Source organism: Streptomyces sp. NPDC014995 (assembly GCF_043080745.1).
In the GTDB taxonomy this organism is placed as follows: Bacteria; Actinomycetota; Actinomycetes; order Streptomycetales; family Streptomycetaceae; genus Streptomyces.
In genome coordinates, this window is the sequence record NZ_JBIBVX010000010.1 from 299,519 (window position 1) to 320,550 (window position 21,032).

12 protein-coding genes and 1 pseudogene are annotated in these 21,032 nt (G+C 72.9%); 10 read left to right on the forward strand and 3 right to left on the reverse strand.

Features of this window, described 5'->3' with window-relative positions; genetic code table 11:
• The first annotated feature begins 99 nt into the window (after positions 1 to 99).
• Positions 100 to 2,033: pseudogene (locus ACF1A1_RS21815) on the forward strand (PAS domain S-box protein).
• Positions 2,034 to 2,103: 70 nt separating this feature from the next.
• On the opposite strand, the gene ACF1A1_RS21820 reads toward ACF1A1_RS21815, so the two are convergent.
• The 3 genes from ACF1A1_RS21820 to ACF1A1_RS21830 form a co-directional block, all read right to left on the reverse strand.
• The gene (locus ACF1A1_RS21820; protein WP_392001953.1) at positions 2,104 to 3,114 is read right to left on the reverse strand and encodes a RimK family alpha-L-glutamate ligase; all 1,011 of its coding nucleotides are present in this window, start codon (positions 3,112 to 3,114) and stop codon (positions 2,104 to 2,106) included.
• Between the two features lie 351 nt (positions 3,115 to 3,465).
• Positions 3,466 to 5,850 carry a phosphoketolase gene (locus tag ACF1A1_RS21825; RefSeq protein ID WP_392001954.1) on the reverse strand — a complete coding sequence of 795 codons (2,385 nt, stop codon included), beginning with the start codon at positions 5,848 to 5,850 and terminating at the stop codon, positions 3,466 to 3,468.
• 143 nt (positions 5,851 to 5,993) lie between these two features.
• Entirely contained in the window at positions 5,994 to 6,449 is a 456-nt protein-coding gene (locus ACF1A1_RS21830) for an RpiB/LacA/LacB family sugar-phosphate isomerase (RefSeq protein ID WP_392001955.1), read from the reverse strand.
• Positions 6,450 to 6,665: 216 nt separating this feature from the next.
• Between ACF1A1_RS21830 and ACF1A1_RS21835 the strand changes: the two genes are divergently transcribed.
• The 9 genes from ACF1A1_RS21835 to dhaK all read left to right on the forward strand — a co-directional run bounded on the left by ACF1A1_RS21835 (position 6,666) and on the right by dhaK (position 20,989).
• The gene (locus ACF1A1_RS21835; protein WP_392002020.1) at positions 6,666 to 9,584 is read left to right on the forward strand and encodes a glycosyl hydrolase 115 family protein; all 2,919 of its coding nucleotides are present in this window, start codon (positions 6,666 to 6,668) and stop codon (positions 9,582 to 9,584) included.
• A 398-nt stretch (positions 9,585 to 9,982) separates the two neighbouring features.
• On the forward strand, positions 9,983 to 10,837 hold the full coding sequence (locus ACF1A1_RS21840; RefSeq protein WP_392002022.1) for an ABC transporter permease: 855 nt from the start codon (positions 9,983 to 9,985) through the stop codon (positions 10,835 to 10,837).
• Positions 10,834 to 11,721, forward strand: coding sequence for a carbohydrate ABC transporter permease (locus tag ACF1A1_RS21845; protein ID WP_392001957.1), 888 nt, complete (start codon positions 10,834 to 10,836; stop codon positions 11,719 to 11,721). Before ACF1A1_RS21840 ends, ACF1A1_RS21845 begins: the two co-directional genes overlap by 4 nt.
• Before the next feature lie 39 nt (positions 11,722 to 11,760).
• Entirely contained in the window at positions 11,761 to 13,410 is a 1,650-nt protein-coding gene (locus tag ACF1A1_RS21850) for a sugar ABC transporter substrate-binding protein (RefSeq protein ID WP_392001958.1), read from the forward strand.
• Positions 13,411 to 13,459: 49 nt separating this feature from the next.
• Positions 13,460 to 14,512 (forward strand): LacI family DNA-binding transcriptional regulator, encoded by a 1,053-nt coding sequence (locus ACF1A1_RS21855; protein WP_392001960.1) that lies wholly within the window; start codon positions 13,460 to 13,462, stop codon positions 14,510 to 14,512.
• Between the two features lie 22 nt (positions 14,513 to 14,534).
• Positions 14,535 to 16,502, forward strand: coding sequence for a DUF2264 domain-containing protein (locus ACF1A1_RS21860; protein ID WP_392001962.1), 1,968 nt, complete (start codon positions 14,535 to 14,537; stop codon positions 16,500 to 16,502).
• A 50-nt stretch (positions 16,503 to 16,552) separates the two neighbouring features.
• Complete coding sequence (locus ACF1A1_RS21865) at positions 16,553 to 17,599, forward strand: NAD(P)/FAD-dependent oxidoreductase (protein WP_392001964.1); 1,047 nt, start codon at positions 16,553 to 16,555, stop codon at positions 17,597 to 17,599.
• A gap of 296 nt (positions 17,600 to 17,895) precedes the next feature.
• Positions 17,896 to 19,614, forward strand: coding sequence for a VanW family protein (locus tag ACF1A1_RS21870; RefSeq protein WP_392001965.1), 1,719 nt, complete (start codon positions 17,896 to 17,898; stop codon positions 19,612 to 19,614).
• A gap of 382 nt (positions 19,615 to 19,996) precedes the next feature.
• Positions 19,997 to 20,989, forward strand: coding sequence for a dihydroxyacetone kinase subunit DhaK (dhaK, locus tag ACF1A1_RS21875; RefSeq protein ID WP_392001966.1), 993 nt, complete (start codon positions 19,997 to 19,999; stop codon positions 20,987 to 20,989).
• The last annotated feature ends 43 nt before the right edge of the window (positions 20,990 to 21,032 follow it).

Here is a 21,032-nt window from a genome sequence, read left to right on the forward strand (position 1 = left end):
CCAGGTTCGGGCGTGAACGGTCAGTAAACGACATCGCGGAGCGGGGGCGGAGTGAAGGCGGTGTGATGACCTGAATCGTCGCGCAAGGTGAGGTGGATCATGGCCGACGTGATGCGGGCGGAGCCGGCCGGACGACAGCGGTGCGGCTGCCGCACCCCTGTGCGCGAGGGCGGGGCCGAGGAGCGGTTCCGGGGGCTTCTGGAGGCGGCGCCGGACGCGATGGTGATCGTCGACGACACGGGCACCATCCGGCTCGTCAACGCGCAGACGGAGGCGCTGTTCGGCTACGGCCGCGAGGAACTGCTCGGCCACCCGGTGGAGTTGCTCATGCCGTACCGCTTCCGCGGCCAGCACACCGTGCACCGCGGCGGATACGCGGCCAACCGGCAGGTCCGTCCCATGGGCGCCGGGCTGGAACTGCACGGGCTGCGCAAGGACGGCACGGAGTTCCCCGTCGAGATCAGCCTGAGCCCCCTGGAGACCACGGACGGCCTGCTGGTGTCGGCGGCCGTGCGCGACGTCAGCGACCGCAAGGCGGCCGAGGCCCGCATCAACGAGCTGGCCGCGCTCGTGGAGTCCTCGCAGGACGCGATCCTCGCCCACACCCTCGACGGGTACATCACCTACTGGAACGCCGCCGCGCAGCGCCTGTACGGCTACACCGCCGAGGAGGCCATCGGCCGGCACGTCTCCCTGCTGTCGCCGCCGGAGCTGCGCGGCGAGGTCAAGGCGCTGCTCAAGCGACTGCGGCGGGGCCGGAAGGTCGAGCACTTCGAGACGCTGCGGGTCCCCCGCGCCGGGGCGCTGCTGGACGTGGACGTCACGCTGTGGCCGACGCGGGACACCCGTGGCACGGTCGTCGGGGCGTGCGCGATCGTGCGGGACATCAGCGACCGCAAGCGCGCGGAGGCCGAACTCACCGCCCTGTACGAGCAGCAGCGGCACATCGCGCTCACCCTCCAGCGCAGCCTGATGGGCACCCCGCCCGCCCTGCCCGGCCTCGCCACCGCGAGCCGCTACCGGCCCGCCACGCAGGGCGCCGGTGTGGGCGGTGACTGGTTCGACCTGATTCCGCTGGGCGCCGACCGGGTGGGGGTGCTCATCGGCGACGTGATGGGCCGCGGACTCGAGGCCGCGGCGGTGATGGGCCAGCTGCGCTCGGCCGCGCACGCCCTGGCGAAGACGGGGATGCAGCCGCGGCAGCTGATGCGGGCGCTCGACACCTGCGTCGCCGACCTGGACGTGCCCGACCAGCTCGTCACCTGCTGCTACCTGGTGATCGCCCCCGACGCGGGCACGGTGACCGTCTGCTCGGCGGGCCATCTGCCGGTGCTGGTCGCCGGCGCGGGCGACGGTGTCCGCTCCCTCGCCGGCCCGGTCAACACGCCCCTCGGCGTGGGCGACGTGCTGTACGAGCAGTCCAGTTCGGAGATACCGCCGGGCGCCACCCTGGTGCTCTACACGGACGGCCTGATCGAGACCCCGGGCAGCGACATCGAGGCGCGGATCGGCGAACTCACCGTCCTCCTGGACGAGCTGTTCACCGGCACACCGTGCCTGGAGACCGCGGCCGACCAGGTGCTGACGGGGCTGCTCCCCAACCCGGAAAGCCACAACGACGACGTCACCCTGCTGCTCGCGCAGCTCCCGGCCGCGCCCCTCGCGGCCGTCGGCACCGACCTCCCGGCCTCCCCGCCTCCGTGCCGGAGGGCCGCGCCTTCCTGCACAAGGCGCTGACCTCCTGGCACTGCGGGGACCGCGCCGACGACGCCCTCCTGCTGCTGTCGGAGACACTGACCAACGCCGTCCAGCACGCCGACGACCCCATCACCCTGCACCTGCACCGCACGGCCACGGCCACGGCCCTCACGGTCGAGGTCGGCGACCGCAGCCCGCACCTCCCCCCGCCGCGCCCGACGGCCGAGGACGAGGAGTCCGGGCGCGGCCCGGTCCTGGTCCGTGCCCTCGCCGACAGCCGGGGTGTACGGCCGACCGACGAGGGCAGGACGACGTGGTTCACGCTGACGCTGTGAGCGTCGCTGGCGCTGTGAGCGTCGGCGCGCGGGGCGGAGCCCACCCCGTGGGTGGTCCGCCCCAGCGGTGTCACCGGGCGGTGAGCCGGTCCTCGGGGCCGAGGGCGGCGGACGCCGCTGGTACGGGTCCGAGGTGACGGCGCCCGGCGGCCAGGGCGTGGGCGTCCAGGTGTGCCTGGACGTACGGCACGGCCACCCGCTCGAGTTCCCCGTCGACGAAGGCCGGCTGGACGTTGACCTCGAAGACGACCCCGCCGTTCTCGATGGCGAGGTCGACGCCGGCGAAGGGGAGCCCGACCGAGGCGGTGGCGGCGACGGCGAGTTCGGCGAGACGGGGCGGCAGGTCCGGTGGGGCGATGGGGACGGGGGTGGCGCCCCGGCACGTGTTGCAGGGGGTGTCGGGTGCGGGCTGGAGGTGCTCGCGGGCGTGGACGACACGTCCGCCGAGGACGAAGACGCGGAACTGGTGGCGCAGGCCGTCGGCGGTGATGTTGCCCGCGTCGCGGGAGAGCATCCAGTCGGTGCCGTGCTTGGTGTAGTAGGCGGTGGCGTCCTCCAGTTCGGCAGGGGTGGTGACGTGGAAGGTGTCGTTGCCGCCGGTGCCGACGACGGGGCGGGCCCAGGTGTCGCGGCCGAGCCGCTCGAAGGCGTCCGCCGCCTCCCGCGCGGAGGGCCGGGACAGCACGACGGTCTCCATCTGGGCGATGCCGTCCCGGCGGAAGCGCTCGACGGTCAGGTTCTTCTCCGTGGCGGTCCGCCAGGCCTCCGGCCCGGTGCCGAGGGTCACCACGTCGTGCCGCTCCAGGAGTTCCTGGAAGGCGGCGAGGGCCCGGCGCCGGTGCGGCGGGATCTCGTAGAGCACGACGATGTCGGGGACGAAGTCCACCCCGGCCTCCGGGACGTGAAGCCGTAACCGGTCTCCGTCGGGGACGCCTCGGCCGGTTCCGCCGGTCGCGAAGTGCCGGGAGTCGATCCGGACCGGCGCGGTGCCGGTGAGCAGTTCCACCGCCTGGGCGAGGTACTCGCGGCAGCCTTCGGGCGACGTCGGGTCGGCGATCAGGGCGATGCACGGTCGGGACACAGCGGCCTCCAGTGGCTCTCGACGCGCGCCCGGACCGGGCACCCGGCTGCGCGGCCCGAACGGCGTCACGGGATGGTGCCTGTCGCGCGGGTGGTCCTCGCACCCGTCGCCCTGGAAGCCGCGCCGGTGTGCGGGCCGTCCCGGCGCCGGACGAGAGCCGGGCCGGTACGGCCGGTGACCACGGGGTGGTGGGGCTCGCCCCGCCGGATCCGCGTCGCAGGGCTGGCCGACCACTGTAGGCACGCGGCGGGACCGCGGAACAGGGCGCACGGCCGCCTGCCTCCTGCCCCTTCCTCTGCGCCGTCCGCCCCGCCCGTGCGCCCCGCCCGCGCGCCCTGCCCGGGAGGCGGGTCAGCCGTCCCAGGTCCAGTCGGCGACCTCCGGCAGGTCGGTGCCGTGGACGCGGATCCAGTCGTGGTGGCGCAGCCGCGCGTCCTCCATCCGCTGCCGTACGGCGGCGGCGCGCACCGCGAGGCCGGGGACGCGGTCGATGACGTCCATGACCAGGCGGTAGCGGTCGAGGTCGTTGCGGACGACCATGTCGAACGGCGTGGTCGTGGTGCCGATCTCCTTGTAGCCGCGCACGTGCAGGTGGGCGTGGCCGGAGCGGCGGTAGGCGAGGCGGTGGATCAGCCAGGGATAGCCGTGGTAGGCGAAGACGACCGGCTTGTCGGCGGTGAACAGGCCGTCGTACTCGAAGTCACCCATCCCGTGCGGGTGTTCCTCGCTCGGCATCAGCCGGGCGATGTCGACGACGTTCACCACGCGTACGCACAGCTCCGGCAGGTGGCGGCGGAGCAACTGGGCCGCGGCCAGCACCTCCTGGGTGGGCACGTCGCCCGCGCAGGCGAGGACCACGTCCGGTTCGCGGCTGCCGTCCTCGGTGCCGGCCCACTCCCACACACCGGCGCCGCGCGCGCAGTGGACGCGAGCCTGGTCCAGGGTCAGCCAGTCGAAGCAGGGCTGCTTGCCGGCGACCACGACGTTGACGTAGTCGCGGCTGCGCAGCACGTGGTCGGCCACCGCCAGGAGGGTGTTGGCGTCCGGCGGCAGGTAGACGCGCACGACCTCGGGGCTCTTGTTGAGGATGTGGTCGACGAAACCGGGGTCCTGGTGGGAGAAGCCGTTGTGGTCCTGGCGCCAGACGTGGGACGTGAGCAGGTAGTTGAGGGAGGCGACGGGGGCCCGCCAGGGCAGCCGTCGCGTCACGCGCAGCCACTTGATGTGCTGGTTGACCATCGAGTCGACGATGTGCGCGAACGCCTCGTAGCAGGAGAACAGCCCGTGCCGGCCGGTCAGCAGGTAGCCCTCCAGCCAGCCCTGGCAGGTGTGTTCGGAGAGGATCTCCATCACCCGGCCGTGCCGGTCGAGATGCTCGTCGACCTGGAGGGTCTGCGCCTGCCAGGCCTTGCCGCTGGCGCCGTAGACGGCCTGGAGGCGGTTGGAGGCGGTCTCGTCGGGGCCGACGAGCCGGAAGTCGCGCCGCCCGGCGGTGGCGCGCATCACGTCCTCCAGCAACGCGCCCAGCACACCGGTGGGTTCGTGCAGGCTCGTGCCGGGCCTGTCGACGGGGACGGCGTACGACTCCAAGTCGGGCAGCGGGAGTTCGCGCAGCAGGAGTCCGCCGTTGGCGTGCGGGGTGGCGCCGAGGCGGCGGCTGCCGTCGGGGATCCAGGCCAGGACGTCGAGCCGTGGGCCGCCGTTCTCGTCGAAGAGCTCCTCGGGCCGGTAGGAGCGCAGCCACGCCTCCAGTTGGCGCAGGTGCTCGGGGTTGTCCCGGACGGCGGCCAGCGGGACCTGGTGGGAGCGCCAGGTGCCTTCCACGGGCAGGCCGTCGACCTGGGCGGGGCCGGTCCAGCCCTTCGGGGTGCGCAGCACGATCACGGGCCAGTGCGGGCGCTCGCCGGTGCCGTCCTCGCGGGCGGCGCGCTGGAGGGCGGCGATGCGGTCGAGCGCGGTGTCCATGGCCTCGGCCATCGCGCGGTGGACGGCGGTGGGGTCGTCGCCGGTGACGTGGATCGGGTCGTGGCCGTAGCCCCGCAGCAGTTCGTCGAGCTCGGGCTCGGGGAGGCGGGCGAGGACCGCCGGGTTGGCGATCTTGTAGCCGTTGAGGTGGAGGATCGGCAGGACGGCACCGTCGTGGACGGGATCGAGGAACTTGTTGGAGTGCCAGGACGCGGCCAGCGGCCCGGTCTCGGCCTCGCCGTCGCCGATCACGCAGGCGACGAGCAGGTCGGGGTTGTCGTAGGCGGCGCCGTAGGCGTGGGAGAGCGAGTAGCCGAGTTCGCCGCCCTCGTGGATCGAGCCGGGCGTCTCGGGGGCGACGTGGCTGGGGACACCGCCGGGGAAGGAGAACTGCCTGAACAGGCGGGCCATGCCGGCCGCGTCCCGGGTGACGTCGGGGTAAATCTCGGTGTACGAGCCCTCCAGCCAGGAGTTGGCGACCACCGCGGGGCCGCCGTGGCCGGGGCCCCAGACGCACAGGGCGTCGAGGTCACGGGTGCGGATGACGCGGTTGAGGTGGGTGTACACGAGGTTGAGCCCGGGCGAGGTGCCCCAGTGGCCGAGCAGCCGCGGTTTGACGTGCTCCGGTCGCAGTGGCTCGGTGAGCAGGGGGTTGGCCATGAGGTAGATCTGGCCGACGGACAGGTAGTTCGCGGCGCGCCAGTGGGCGTCCAGCGTCCTCAGCTCGTCCTCGGTGAGCGGGACGGACACCTGCCGGGTGTCGACGGACATCTCGGGCTCCCTTCCGGATCGGGGTTCGGCGGGAGGTGCTTGCCGGTCCGTACCTCCCCACCCTCTCCCGGCCGCCGGGTACCCGCCAGGGCCGGTCGCCCCATCCGGGCCAAACCGGACGAACCGCGCCGACGGGTGCCCCGTCAGGAGCCGGCGCGTCCCCGGTCCAGCCGGTCGATGTGGGTCACGTTCCCCCGGTCCTCGGCGTCCTCGCTGGCCTCGGCGGCGAACCAGGCGTCCAGGATCTCCTTGAGCAGCGGCTCGGACGTGAGGCGCAGGCCGAGCGCGAGGACGTTGGCGTCGTTCCAGCGGCGGGCGCCGTCGGCGGTGTAGGCGTCGGTGCACAGGGCCGCGCGGACACCGGGCACCTTGTTCGCGGCGATCGACGCGCCCGTGCCGGTCCAGCAGCACACCACCGCCTGCTCCGAGATCCCGGCGGCCACGTCCCGGGCTGCCGCCTCGGAGCACACCGCCCACTGCGGGTCGGCCCCGGGGCGCAGCGCACCGTGCGTCACGACGTCGTGCCCTCGGCTCCGCAGTTGCGCGACGAGGGCGCGGGCCACGGGTTCGTCCATGTCGGAGGAGACGGAGATGCGCATGTCTCGGAGCCTACTGAGTGCAGGGTTATGGACGCCACGGACGCCGCCGTCCTAAGGTGCGACGGAAAGCGCTTTCTAGCATGCTCATGCCACGGGCGCCGCTGCTCCACCCTCCGCGGCAGTGCCCTCTGTCCCCCAGGAAGGGAAGCGACCGTGCCCCCGATCGCACCGCAGGACCCGTCGCAGTGGTGGACCCGCAAGTCGTTCCTGAGGGGAATGACGGCCGCCGGGCTGGCCCCGCTGCTCCCCGGCGTCCGTCCCGCCGCCGCCCCGGCCGCGGCGGCGGACCGGCCGGACTTCACGCTGGTGCGCGACGGCGCCGCGGTCGACGTGTACGTGGACGCGGCGGACGACGCCGCCGTGATCCGCGCGGCCGGCGACCTCCGGGCGGACGTCGAACGGGTCGCCGCCGTGCGGCCGGCCCTGCGGCACACGGTCCCGGAGCGGGCGGCGGCGCTGGTCGTGATCGGCACCCTCGGCGCGAGCCCGGTCGTCGACCGGCTCGTCGCGCAGGGACGCCTGGACGTCTCGCGGGTGCGGGGCCGCTGGGAGGCGTCCGTGACCCAGGTGGTGGAACGCCCGCTGCCCGGCGTGGACCGCGCCCTGGTGATCGCGGGCAGCGACCGGCGGGGCACCGTCTACGGCGTCTACGACACCTCGGAGCGCATCGGCGTGTCGCCCTGGTACTGGTGGGCAGACGTCCCGGTCGTGCGCCGCGACACCGTGACCGTGCCGGCCGGCCCCCTCAAGCGGTACGAGCCGTCCGTCCGCTACCGGGGCGTCTTCGTCAACGACGAGCAGAACCTGACCACCTGGTCCCACCGCACCCAGGAGCCGGACAAGAACATCGGCCCCAGGACCTACGAGCGGATCTTCGAACTGCTGCTCCGCCTGAAGGCCAACTACCTGTGGCCCGCGATGCACCCGTACTCCGACTTCTTCAACAAGCACCGCGAGAATCCCGAACTCGCCGACCGCTACGGCATCGTCGTCGGCTCCAGCCACCCCGAGGCCCTGCTGCGCAACGGCGTCCACGAGTGGGAGCCCTGGGCACGGGAGCACCCCGGCACGGACGGGAGCGCGCCGGTGTACGACTACACGGTGAACCCCGCGGTCATCTCCGACTACTGGAGAGCCCGGGCCCGTGAGAACGCGGTCTACGAGAGCAGCTGGACGCTCGGCATGCGCGGGCTGCACGACAGCGCGCTGGAGACGAAGTACGCCACCACCGTCCCCGAGAAGGTCGCGGTGATGAACGACATCATCGCCGACCAGCGCCGGATCCTGGGCGAGGAGGTCGGCGCCGCGGCCGAGCCGCAGATCTTCATCCCGTACAAGGAGGTCCTGGAGCTGTACAACGCGGGCGTCCGGGTCCCCGAGGACGTCACGCTGATCTGGCCCGACGACAACCACGGCAACATGCGCCAGCTGCCCGACGCGGCGGAGCGCGCCCGTGCGGGCGGCAACGGCATCTACTACCACCTCTCCTACTGGGGCCGGCCGCGCAGCTACCTGTGGCTGGACACCACCCAACTGGCCAAGGTGTGGCACGAGTTGCGGCGGGTGTACGAGCACGGCGCCGACCGCATGTGGATCTTCAACGTGGGTGACGTCAAGTCGATCGAGACCGGTCTGTCCTTCTGCATGGACATGGCCTGGGACGTGGACCGGTGGCACGCCGACGCCGTCGAGGGCTTCCTCGCCGAGTGGGCCGGACGGCAGTTCGGGCGCCGCCACGCCGGGGAGATCGCCGCGATCCGCACCGAGTACTACCGGCTGGCGGCGGAGAGACGCCCGGAGTTCATCGACCGCGGGATCTTCTCCGTCGTCCACCACGGCGACGAGGCGGGACGCCGGCTGGCCGCGTACGACCGGCTGCTGGAGCGGGTGCGGGCCGTGGGGGCCAAGCTGCCGGAGGCGTACCGGGACGCCTTCTTCGAGCTGGTCGAATACCCGGTGCACGGCGCGTACCTGATGAACCTGAAGTACTACTGGGCGGACCGCAACGCGCTCGCCGTGCGACAGGGCCGAGGGGCGGGCACGAACCGTTTCGCGGACCTGGCGCACGCCGCGCACGCCGAGGAGGTGGCGCTCACCCAGCGGTACAACACCCAGGTGGCGGGAGGGAAGTGGGACGGGATCGTCAATCCGTACCCTTCCCAGATCCCGAAGGCGCCGGGCCGCCCGACGGTCACCCGGCTCGCCCGGCAGGAGACGTCGGGGCTGGGCGTGGCGGCCGAGGGCAACGAAACCGGTAGCGCACGCCCCCTGTCCTTCTCCTCCCTCACCCGCGACCGCCGGTTCGTGGACGTCTTCAACACGGGCTTCCTGCCGGTGGACTGGGCGGCGGAGGCCGACCGCCCCTGGGTGGTGCTGAGCGCGGCGAGCGGCTCACTGACCGAGCAGCTCCGGCTGTGGGTGGAGATCGACTGGGCGCGGGTGCCCGAGGGGGTGGGAGAGGCGACGGTCACCGTCAGCGGCGCCGGGCAGCGCGTCGAGGTGCCGCTGCGGGTCCGGCACGACGGGGAGCGCGCACGTCGGCGGGTCCGGGGGTTCGCCGAGGCCCACGGGTACGTCTCGATCGACGCCGTGCACGCCGACCGCCGGGTGGCGCGCGGCGGGGCCCGCTGGCGGACCGTGCGCGGACTGGGCCGCCGTACGGCCGCCGTGGAGGCGGTGCCGTCGACGGCTGCCGCGGTCACCGGTGACATCGCCGCGCGGGCGCCCGAGTTGCGGTACCGGGTGTGGTTCGACGGCACCGGGACCTTCCCCGTGACCGTGTTCCGGCTGCCCTCCCTCGACGAGCGCGGCCACCGCCGCCTGGCGCTCGCCCTCGACGACCAGCCCGTGACCGTGCTGTCCGGGCAGGCCGTCGCCACCGGCAACCGCGGTGACGCCTGGGCCCGCAACGTCGAGGAGGGCGTCGAGAGACTGACCGCCCCGGTGACCGTCACCGAGCCCGGTGAACACGTCCTGCGGCTCTTCATGGTCGACCCCGCGATCGTCGTCGACCAGATCGTCATCGACACCGGTGGCCTGCCGGCGGCGTATCTGGCGCCGCCGGAGAGCTACCACCCGGTGTTCCGTCCCGAGCCCGCGCCGGGAGGGGGCGGACTGGACGCGCCCGGCCTCTAGCGCGGGGCGTGACGACCGGTCGGCTCACTGCGCGAGCGTTGCGCGCACCGCTCTCACGGGCTCCGGCAGCGGTGGTGCGGGCCGCCCTCGACGGCGCAGTGGCGTCCTCCCTGGTGAGGTACGCCAAGTGCCGTTCCGGATGACGTGACTGACCGGCCGTCACACCGGAACCACCTCGTCCGAAGAGCGTCCGAAAGAGCTGTGAGGGGTGTTGACCCGCCTCTGAAAACGTTTTAACTTCGCTTCACTCCCTACCGAGCCGAGGAGGCTCCGTGGCAGCGCTGCTACGCGAGCGCCCTGGGAAAACGACGGAGAACCGTCCATCCCGTCACCCGTCAGGCGCTTCAGCCAAGCGAAAAGGTTTCCACACACGTCGAAGCCGGACCCTGTTCCTGTTGATGGTTCCGGGCCTCGTCTACTTCCTGGTCTTCCACTACGGGGCGCTGGTCGGGAACGTCATCGCCTTCAAGGAGTACGTGCCGTTCGACGGACTCTGGGGCAGCCCCTGGGTGGGCGCCGGGAACTTCCGGCGGATGTTCGAGGACGGCGAGTTCTGGGACGCGGTCCTCAACACCGTCTGGATCGCGGTCCTCCAACTGGTCTTCTACTTCCCGGTGCCGCTCGCGCTGGCCCTGCTCCTGCACAGCCTGACCTGGTCGACGGTGCGCCGCTTCGTGCAGTCGGTCGCCTATCTGCCGCACTTCATCTCGTGGGTGATCGTCGTCGCCCTGTTCCAGCAGGTCCTGGGCGACACCGGTCTGGTGAACGGCTACCTCGGCGACGCGGGCCTGCACACCGTCGACGTCGTCGGCAACCCCGACGCCTTCAAGCCGCTCGTCGTGGCCCAGGTGATCTGGAAGGACGCCGGCTGGGGCACGATCATCTTCCTCGCCGCGCTCTCCCAGGTGGACGAGCAGCAGTACGAGGCCGCCGCCATCGACGGAGCGGGCCCCTGGCGGCGTTTCTGGCACGTCACCCTGCCCGCCATCCGGCCGGTCATCGTCCTGCTGCTCATCATGCGGCTCGGCGACATCCTCTCCGTCGGCTTCGAGCAGATGCTGCTCCAGCGCGAGGCGGTCGGCCCGGAGGCCGCCGAGATCATCGACACCTTCGTCTACTACCGGGGCATCGTCGGCGGGGACTACGGATTCGCCGCCGCCGCGGGCCTGTTCAAGGGCGTGGTCGGCGCCCTGCTCGTCTACGCGGCCAACAAGGTCGCCCACCGCCTCGGCGAACAGGGGGTCTACAGGTGAGCGCGTCCGCACGCCCCGGCTGGATGGAGAAGCCGAAGCCCGTCACCCAGGCAGGCAAGGCGCTGGCGCTGGTCGTGGTCGTCCTGCTGGTGTGCGTGCCCTTCCTCGTCATCCTCTCCACGTCACTCGCCTCCCAGCGCGAGGTCGTGGCGAACGGCGGCTGGGTGCTGTGGCCGCAGGACCCGACCCTCCAGGCGTACCGGGACATCCTCGACGGCGGCATCGTCACGCACGCGCTCGGTGTCAGCGCGGGTGTCACGGTCGTCGGCACGCTGCTCAGCCTCGCCTGCACGGTCACCCTCGCCTACGCCCTGTCCCGCCCCGGCGTCTTCGGCGGCAGGCCCGTCCTGCTGCTGGTCCTGTTCACCTTCCTCTTCCCGCCGGGCATGATCCCTGGCTTCCTGCTGGTCAAGGAGCTGGACCTGCTGGACAGTCACGCCTCGCTGATCCTCCCGGTGCTGGTCAACGTCTTCAACCTCGTCGTCCTGCGCGGCTTCTTCCAGGGCATCCCCGAGGAGCTGTACGAGGCCGCGCGGCTCGACGGGGCCGGGGACTGGCGCGTGCTGTGGTCGATCGTGCTGCCGCTGTCCAAGGCCGCGCTCGCCGTCGTCGCGCTCTTCTACGCCGTGGCGTACTGGAACTCCTGGTTCTACGCCTCCCTCTACCTGGAGAGCGATCACTGGCCGCTCCAGCAGGTCCTGCGGACCTACGTCATCACAGGCACCGGGCTCACCGACACGACCACCGGTGAGGCCACCGTCAACGCGCCGCAGACGATCCAGATGGCGGTCCTCGTGATCGCCACCGTGCCGATCCTGCTCGTCTACCCCTTCCTTCAGAAGTACTTCACCAAGGGCGTGCTCACCGGCGCCGTCAAGAGCTGACCGTCCCGCACGGGACCCCTCCAGAAAGGTCACTCGTCCATGCCCAGACTGTCCCGACGCACGCTGCTGCGTTCCCTGGCCGCCGGGAGCGCCGCGGTCTCCGTGCCCGGTCTGCTGACCGCCTGCTCCACCGGCTCCGACGGCGGGGACATCTCCAACGCGGGGAAGAAGCTCGCCCCCTGGCCCGCGTACGTGGCCGCCCCGGGCGCCGAGCCGGACCTCGCCCCGACCGACGCGGGCGTCCAGGCCGGCTACACCTCCTACCCCTCCGACCTCACCACCTCGGTCGAGCGCACACCGGGCGACGGTTCCACGGTGAAGGTCATGTCGGTCACCTTCGGCGTTCCGCCCAAGGGAGCCGCGGAGAACCAGTACTGGCGGGCCGTCGAGAAGGCCCTCGGCGTCACCATCGAGTTCACCGTGATACCGCAGGCCGACTACCAGAAGAAGATGGCCACCGTGATGGCCGGTGACCCCGACGCGCTCCCGGACATCATCAACGTCTTCTCCGGGTTCGTCCTGCCCCGCGAGGCCCAGTTCGTCCAGCGCAGGGCCCAGGACCTCACGCCGTACCTGTCCGGCGACGCGATCAGGGACTACCCCAACCTCGCGAACATCCCCACCCACGCCTGGCGCGACATGGGCCGCGTCGGCGGGCAGCTCTACGGCATCCCGCTCGAACGCCCCCTGCCCGGTTCCACGCTCTGGCTGAACCAGAACCTGTTCGCGGACGCCGGCATGAAGGAGGGCTGGACGTCCGAGGACTTCGCCGCCGTCGCGAAGAAGGGTACCCGGGGCAGGACGTACGCCCTCGGCGCGGCCGCCGGTTCGCTGTTCGGCAACGGCGTCCACTCCGCGGCGTTCAACGCCCCGCAGGGGTGGGCGGTGGACAAGGACGGCGTCTTCCACGCCAACTACACCGACGAGCGCTACAAGGCCGCCGTCGCCTTCCAGGCCCAGTTGCGCAGGAACGGCTCCTACCACCCCGACGCCACGTCGCTGTCCTCACCCGACCTGACCACCCTGTTCCTCAACGGCACCGTGGGCTCCTTGCAGAACGGCTTCGGCGCCTACCAGTCCCTCTACACCGACTCCGAGGGACTGCTGACCCCGGCGCCCGCGCTGCCCTACAGCGTGGGCGGCACCCCCGGTGGCGTCGTGGCCGCGCGCCGCTCCTTCGGCTACACGATCCTGAAGAAGGCCGGGAAGGAACGCGTGGAGATGCTGCTGCGGATCCTCGACCACCTGGCCGCCCCCTTCGGCACCGAGGAGTGGGAGCTGCTCCACTACGGCCTGGAGGGCGTCCACTTCACCCGCGGCAAGGACGGCTCACCGCGGGCGACCAGGCTCGGCGAGGTCGAGAACATCACCAACCTGCCCTTCCGCTACCTGGCCGAGGGACCCCAGGTGCTGTTCGTGCCGGGGCGGCCGGAAGCCGTACGCGCCCTCCACGCCTGGCAGCGGAAGGTGGTCCCGGTGGCGATCCGCAACGCCTCCCACGGGCTCCGGTCCCGCACGGACACCACTCAGGGCACCACGCTCCGGGCCCTGATGGACGACACGGTCACCGCCGTCGTCGCCGGACGCTCCCCGATGTCCGAGTACGACGCCGCGGTGAAGAAATGGCGGGCCCGGGGCGGCGACAGAATGGCCGCAGAATACGCCGAGGAGTACGCCGCCAACGCGTGAGGCGACACCGGCGGACCGGCCCACGACGGGACACAGGATGGGAAGACACATGGCGGCGAGGGAACGTGTGACGATCCGCGAGGTCGCGGAGCGCGCGGGCGTGTCCGTGGCGACGGTCTCGCGTGTGCTCAGCGGCAACTACCCGGTACCGCCGGCCACCCGTACCCGGGTCCTGCGCGCCGCCCGCGCCCTCGACTACGTCGCCAACGCCCACGCCCGCGCACTGGTCTCCGGCGGCCGCAAGATGGTCGCCGTCGTCCTGCGCCAGGTCACCAGCCCCTTCTACGCCCAGGTGGCCGAGGGCGTGGAGGCCGAGGCGGCCACCCACGGCTGGCTGTGCGTGGTCGGCGCCACCGGCGGCGACCCGGCGCGCGAGCTGGACTTCGTGCAGCTCATGCGGGAGGAGGGCGCCCGGCTGGTCATCCTGGTGGGCGGGGTCGTCGAGGACGACGCCTACCGGGAGCGCATCACCCAGTACGCCCAGGCCCTGGACGCCTCCGGCGCCCGTCTCGTGCTGTGCGGGCGCCCCGCTCCGCACCCCGACATCCCCGCCCTCGTCGTCGAGTTCGACAACCGGAGCGGGGCGCACGCCGTCACCGGCCACCTCCTCTCGGCCGGCCACCGCCGGATCGTCTTCCTCGGCGGTCTGCCCGGGAACACCACCCTCGACGCACGGGTCGCCGGCTACCGGGCGGCCCTCGCCGAACACGGCCTGCCCCCGGCGGCCGCGCACGTCGTCGACTGCGGCCTCGGCCGCGCCAACGGACACCGCGCCATGACCGAACTGCTCAAGGGCGAGCGGGAGTTCAGCGCCGTCTTCGCCGGGGACGACATGGTCGCCGCCGGCGCCATCCGCGCCATCTCGGACGCCGGCCTGCGCGTCCCCGGCGACATCTCCGTCGTCGGCTTCAACGACATCCCGCTCGCCGAGGACTTCAACCCCCCGCTGACCACCGTCCGCACCCCCGCCGAGGAACTCGGCCGCGCCGCCGTCCGGATCGTCCTGCGCGACCCCGAGAACGCCGCCGGCGCCCACCACCTCCTCGGCACCCACATCGTCGTACGCGACAGCGTCGCGCCCCCGCCCGGGCGCGCCCACTGACCGACGGAGGATCCACCCCCGTATGACCGCGCCGCATCCTTCCGCCGACGCCGGCCACCTCCCGCCCTCCGACGCCGGCCACCTCCCGCCGGCCGACCCGGTCCGCTCGCCCCTGACCGGGTACACCCGCGCCCACTGGGAGTTAGCCGCCGACCGTCTGCTGACCGCCCTGCGCCCGTACGCCACACCGGGGCTCGCCCAGTACCGGCTGCCCGGTCGGACGGGCCACTCCGGTGCCTGGTCGGACGGAGTGGAGGGGTTCGCCCGGTCCTTCCTGCTCGCCGCCTTCCGCATCGCGGGATCCGACGGGCGGGCCGGTGCCGGCCTGGTCGAGCGGTACGCCACCGGCCTCGCCCACGGAACCGACCCCCGCCACCCCGAGCACTGGCCGCCGATCACCGACCGTGCCCAGCCCATGGTGGAGGCCGCCTCCCTCGCGATCGCCCTGCACGAGACCCGCCCCTGGCTCTGGAACCGCCTCGACGACACCGTGCGCCGGCGGACCGTCGAGTGGCTGGGCGGGTTCGTGGGCGCCACCGCCAACGACTCCAACTGGCGTCTCTTCCAGGTCATCACCGAGGAGTTCCTCGCCTCGGTCGACGCCCCGCACAGCCGCGCGGAGATCGACGCCGGACTGGCCCGCCTGGACGACTGGTACCGCGGCGGCGGCTGGTACACGGACGGCGACGGCCGGAAGTTCGACTACTACAACGCCTGGGCCCTGCACCTGTACCCGGTGCTGTGGGCGCGCATCGCCGGCCCCCGGGCCGATCCGGCCCTGGTGGAGACCCACCGCGCGCGGCTGCGCGAGTTCCTGGAGGTCCACCAGTACTTCTTCGGCTCCGACGGCGCCCCCGTCCACCAGGGCCGTTCCCTCACCTACCGGTACGCCACCGCCGCGCCCCTGTGGGCCGGTGCCCTCGCCGACGCCACTCCCCTGCCGCCCGGTCGCACCCGGCGCCTCGCCTCGGGCGCCCTGAAGCACTTCGCCGACCGGGGAGTGCCCGACGCCCGGGGCCTGCTGAGCCTGGGCTGGTACCGCCCCTTCCTCCCGGTCACCCAGTCCTACTCCGGCCCCGCCTCCCCGTACTGGGCGAGCAAGGCCTTCCTCGGTCTGCTCCTGCCCGCGGACCACCCGGTGTGGACCGAGCCGGAAGAACCCGGCCCGGTGGAGACGGCCGACGCCACGCTCGCCCTGCCCGCGCCCGGCTGGCTCCTGCACACCACGGCCGCCGACGGCATCGCACGGCTGGTCAACCACGGCACCGACCGGCTCCCGCCGCCGCCCGCCGCCACCGACAGCCCGCACTACACCCGGCTCGCGTACTCCAGCGCGACCGCGCCCGACACCCCGCCGGATGGCGCGCCGGGCCCCGACAACCAGATCGCGCTGCTCACACCGTCGGGGCCGTCCCGTCGCGGCCGCATCCATCCGCTGTACGCCGACGGCCGCCGCGCGGCCTCCTGGCACGTTCCGCTCGGCCCGGACGGGGACGTGCCCCCGCGCATCGCCACGGCGAGCGTCGTGCACGGCCCCTGGGAAGTACGGGTGCACCGGGTCGAGGCGGCGGCGGGCACGATCGTGCGGGAAGGCGGGTGGGCGGTCGCCTGCGACACCGCGCCGCCGGCCGGGGAGCACGGCCCCGGCTGGGCCCTGGCCCGCCGGGCGGACGGCCTGACCAGCGCGCTCGTCGACCTGCTCGGCCGGCGGGATCCGGGCGTGCCCCGCCGCGGTGGGGTGGAACACGCCCGCGAGCACAACGCCTACGGCGACCACTCGGCCACCCCCGTGCTGACCGCGCGCCATCCCGGCGGCACCCTGCTGCTGGCGACCCTGACGGTCCTCACGGCCGACCCGTCCGTCCACCGCGACCGGCAGGCCCTCCTCACGGGCACCCGGGCCACGGTGACCGCCGACGGGCACGTCGAGATCGTCTTCCCGGACGGAACCACCGACCGCGTCCCCTTGGCCGGCCTGGCCGGGAGGTAGCCCGCCGGTGCGTGCCTTCGCAAGGTGCCGAAAGCTCGGGAGAGGAGCCCATGTCGGACGTCGTCGTCGTCGGAGCGGGAATCGTCGGAGCGTCGGTGGCCTGTCATCTGGCACGCCGGGGAGTGTCCGTCACCCTGCTCGACCGGGGGCCGTCACCGGCCACGGGCGTGACCGGGGACTCGTTCGCCTGGATCGGGAACGCGGGAGGGGACTGGCCGGGCGGAGCGCGGGATCTGCGCGACGTCGTCCTGGCGGACCACCGGCGGCTGGAAGCCGAACTGCCGCAGGCAGCCGTCCGCTGGACCGGCTCGCTGGTGTGGACGGACGCGGCGGTCCGGCCCGGGCCGGCCGCACCGCTCGGGCCCGGACGGTCCTGGGTCGGGCGAGCCGACATCGCGGCGCTGGAGCCGAACCTGCGAGACCCTCCCGAACGGGCGGTTCACACCCCGGGCGACGGCGGTGTCGATCCGACGGCGCTGACCGGGGCCCTGGTGGACGCCGCTCGCGCGCACGGGGCGGAGGTGCTCCTCGGGACGGTCGTGACCTCCCTCAGGAGGGCGGGCGGACGCACCGTGGGAGTGGTGTCCTCCGCCGGGTTCCACCCCGCCGCGACCGTCGTCCTCGCCGCCGGGACGAACGTCGCAGAGCTCTGCCGCCCCCTGGGGATCGATCTGCCCGTCGCCGCCTCACCGGCCGGCCTGCTCCGGGTGACGGCACCTCCCGCACTCGTCAGGTCCATCGTGGCCGGTCCGGACTTCGAGGTCCGGGAGGTTCGCGACGGGCACCTCCTGATGACCCTGCCGCACGTCGAGGACACGTCGGCGTCCTGGCTGGATCAGGCCGCCCGGCACGCCCTGCGGCGGCTGCGCGCCACGTTCACCGGCGGTGACGCCTGCCGCCTGACGGGCTACCGCATCGGCAGGCGACCGATGCCCGCCCCCGGACCGATCGTGGGTCCACTGCCCCACGACCCGTCCCTCTACGTCGCCGTCCTGCACTCGGCCGTCGCCCTGGCGCCCACGGTCGGGCGCCTGGTCGCCGAGGAGCTGACGAGCGGGAGACCGGCCGCGGAGCTGCGTCGCTGCCGCCCTCGGTGACCGCGCGGGCGCAGACGTGGACAGAAGGGACAGATTGGCGCGGGACGGACCGGTCAGCGGGCCACCGGACCGCGCCTGCGGACCTGTCGGCGGACCCGGTCCAGCGGCGCCGCGTCCGGCACCCGGACGACCCGCTGCCGCAGTCAGGACGTGACTCGGGACATACGTGACCTGGGACATACGTGGTCTGGGACATAGCGGTTTCACCGCCCGGTTGTGGATAGTTTGAGGTGCTTGCCCGCGCCCGGCGTCGCGTCATCGGGTACAGCCGGCCCTCTCGACCGACCAGGAGACCCATGCGCCCCCGAGCAGCCTTCGTCTCGCGAATAACCTCCGTTCCCCGCCTCGCCCTGGCCGGCGGCGCACTGACCATCGGCCTCGGCGGGGTGTACCTCACCGGGCTGCTGGTCACGGGCGGCGAGATCGAGACCGGGACGACGGTGCGCGGGGTGGACCTCGGCGGTCTGAGCCGTGAGGAGGCCGTCCGGAAGCTGGAGCGTCACCTGGCGGCGGCCGGGTCGCGGGAGCTGGCGGTGAAGGTCGGCGACCGCAGCGGCACGGTGAACCCCCGGGAGGCGGGGCTCGCCTTCGACGCCGAGGGGACCGTCGAGCGGGCGGCACGTACCGGCGCCGACCCGTTCAGCGTGATCGGCGGCTTCTTCCGCTCGGGCGGTGCCATCGAGCCGGTCGTACGCGTCGACGAGGACCGGGCCCACGCCGCCCTCGGACGGCTGGCGCGGACCCTCGACCAGAAGGTCCGCGACGGCTCCGTGGCCTTCGCGGACGGCCGCGTCGAGCAGGTCGCCCCGCGCACCGGTTACGCGCTGGACGTGGACGCCGCGGTCGGCCCGCTGCGCGCGGCCTTCCTGCACGGCCGGGCGGGCTCGGTCACGACGCTGCCCGCCCGCGCGACCGCGCCGAAGGTCACGGCGGACGAGGTACGGCGGGCGGTGCGCGAGTTCGCGCAGCCGGCCATGTCGGCGCCGGTCACCCTCACCGCGAGCGGCAAGCGGTTCACGATCGACCGGACCGTCCTGAGCGACCACCTCACCCTGCGTCCGGACGACTCCGGCCGGCTGGCACCGCGGCTCGACGCCGGGGGCCTGCGCGCCGCGCCCGCCGTGGCCCGCCCCCTGGCCGAGATCACCACCACCCCGGCGAACGCCCGGCTGCGGCTCGGCGGCGACCGGGTCGTCGTGGCCGAGGAGGCCAGGACCGGCGTCCAGGTCACCGACAAGGCGCTGGGCAAGGCCGTGCTGCCGCTGCTGACGAAGTCGGGCGCCGCCCGCGCCGGCGAGGTGGCCGTACGGCGCGTCCAGCCGGAGGTGACCGGCGAGAACGCCGCGCGGCTGGGCCTGACGGAGAAGGTGTCCTCCTTCACCGTCGCCTTCGAACCCGCGCCGTACCGTACGAAGAACATCGGCCGGGCCGCGGAACTCATCAACGGCTCCGTCGTCCTGCCGAACGAGACCTGGAGCTTCAACCGGACCGTCGGCGCACGCACCGAGGCCAACGGCTTCGTCGAGGGCATCATGATCCTCGACGACCAGTTCACGAAGGCGCCCGGCGGCGGGGTCTCCGCCGTCGCGACGACCGTCTTCAACGCGATGTTCTTCGCCGGCGTCAAGCCCGTCGAGTACGGCGCCCACTCCTTCTACATCGAGCGCTACCCGGAGGGCCGCGAGGCCACGGTCGCCTGGGGCAGCCTCGACCTGAGGTTCACCAACGACTCCGGCCACGCCCTCGCCATCCAGGCCGAGGCCACCGACACCTCCGTGACCGTCACCTTCCTCGGCACGAGGAAGTACGACGAGATCCGGTCGGTCAAGGGACCGCGCACCAACGTGAAGCAGCCCGCGCGCAAGGTGAGCGACGACAAGGAGTGCGTGCCGCAGACGCCGCTCGAGGGCTTCGACGTCACCGTGGAGCGGGTCTTCTACGACGAGGGCCGGGAAGTGGCACGGGAGCCGTTCCGCACGCACTACACGCCGCGCGACGAGATCGTCTGCGAATGACACCTGCGATCAGGGCCGGCGAAGTCCAGCGGGATCCGGGCGCCGGTGGTGTTCCTCACCCCACCCCGCCCGGGCGGAGAAACAGGTGAGCATTCACCTGTCCGGACGGGGACGGTTGGCCGGACGGACAGGGGGCACTGGGGGCGGGAGGTGGTCGGCGGCGGTGCCGGACACTCGCCGCACCGGGCACGCCATGAACGCGCGCGCACGTGACCTTCGCTCCCGCAAGGTCGATACTGCCGACAGAGGCGCTCCCGCCGACCCGCGTCCGACCACTCCGGGGACCTGATGCCCCCGCCAGGCTCGACAACCCTTACGCACCTGCCCTGAACAGCGAGAACACCGGTCGGACGCCCGTCTTCACGCTCATCAGGAGGTTCCCATGAAGATGCTGATCAACGTCCCCGAAACCGTGGTCGCGGACGCGCTGCGGGGAATGGCCGCCGCCCATCCCGAGCTGACCGTCGACGTCGAGAACCGGGTGATCGTGCGACGGGACGCGCCGGTGGCCGGGAAGGTGGCGCTGGTGTCGGGCGGCGGCTCGGGGCACGAGCCGTTGCACGGGGGGTTCGTCGGGCCCGGGATGCTCTCGGCGGCCTGTCCGGGAGAGGTCTTCACCTCGCCGGTGCCCGATCAGATGGCGCGCGCGGCGGCCGCCGTGGACAGCGGGGCCGGGGTGCTGTTCGTGGTGAAGAACTACACCGGCGACGTGCTCAACTTCGACATGGCGGCCGAACTCGCCGAGGACGAGGGCATCCAGATCGCGAAGGTGCTGGTCAACGACGACGTCGCGGTGACCGACAGTCTCTACACGGCCGGGCGGCGCGGTACCGGCGCCACCCTGTTCGTGGAGAAGATCGCGGGCGCGGCGGCCGACGAGGGGCAGCCGCTGGAGCGGGTCGAGGCGATCGCGCGGCAGGTCAACGAGAACGCGCGCAGCTTCGGCGTGGCGCTGAGCGCGTGCACCACCCCCGCCAAGGGCAGCCCGACCTTCGACCTGCCCGCCGGCGAACTGGAACTGGGCATCGGCATCCACGGTGAGCCGGGGCGGGAACGGCGCCCCATGATGACCTCCGGTGAGATCGCGGACTTCGCCGTCCACGCCCTCCTGGCGGACATGTCACCGCGCAGCCCGGTCCTCGTCCTGGTCAACGGCATGGGCGCGACACCGCTGCTGGAGCTGTACGGCTTCAACGCCGAGGTGCAGCGGGTGCTGGCCGAGCGCGGGGTCCCCGTCGCCCGTACGCTCGTCGGCAACTACGTGACGTCCCTCGACATGGCCGGCGCCTCGGTCACCCTGTGCCAGGTCGACGAGGAGCTGCTGCGACTGTGGGACGCGCCGGTGAAGACGCCGGGGCTGCGCTGGGGCATGTGAGCCGAGGGTGTACGCGTCTCATCCGGCCCGACGACTACCAGGC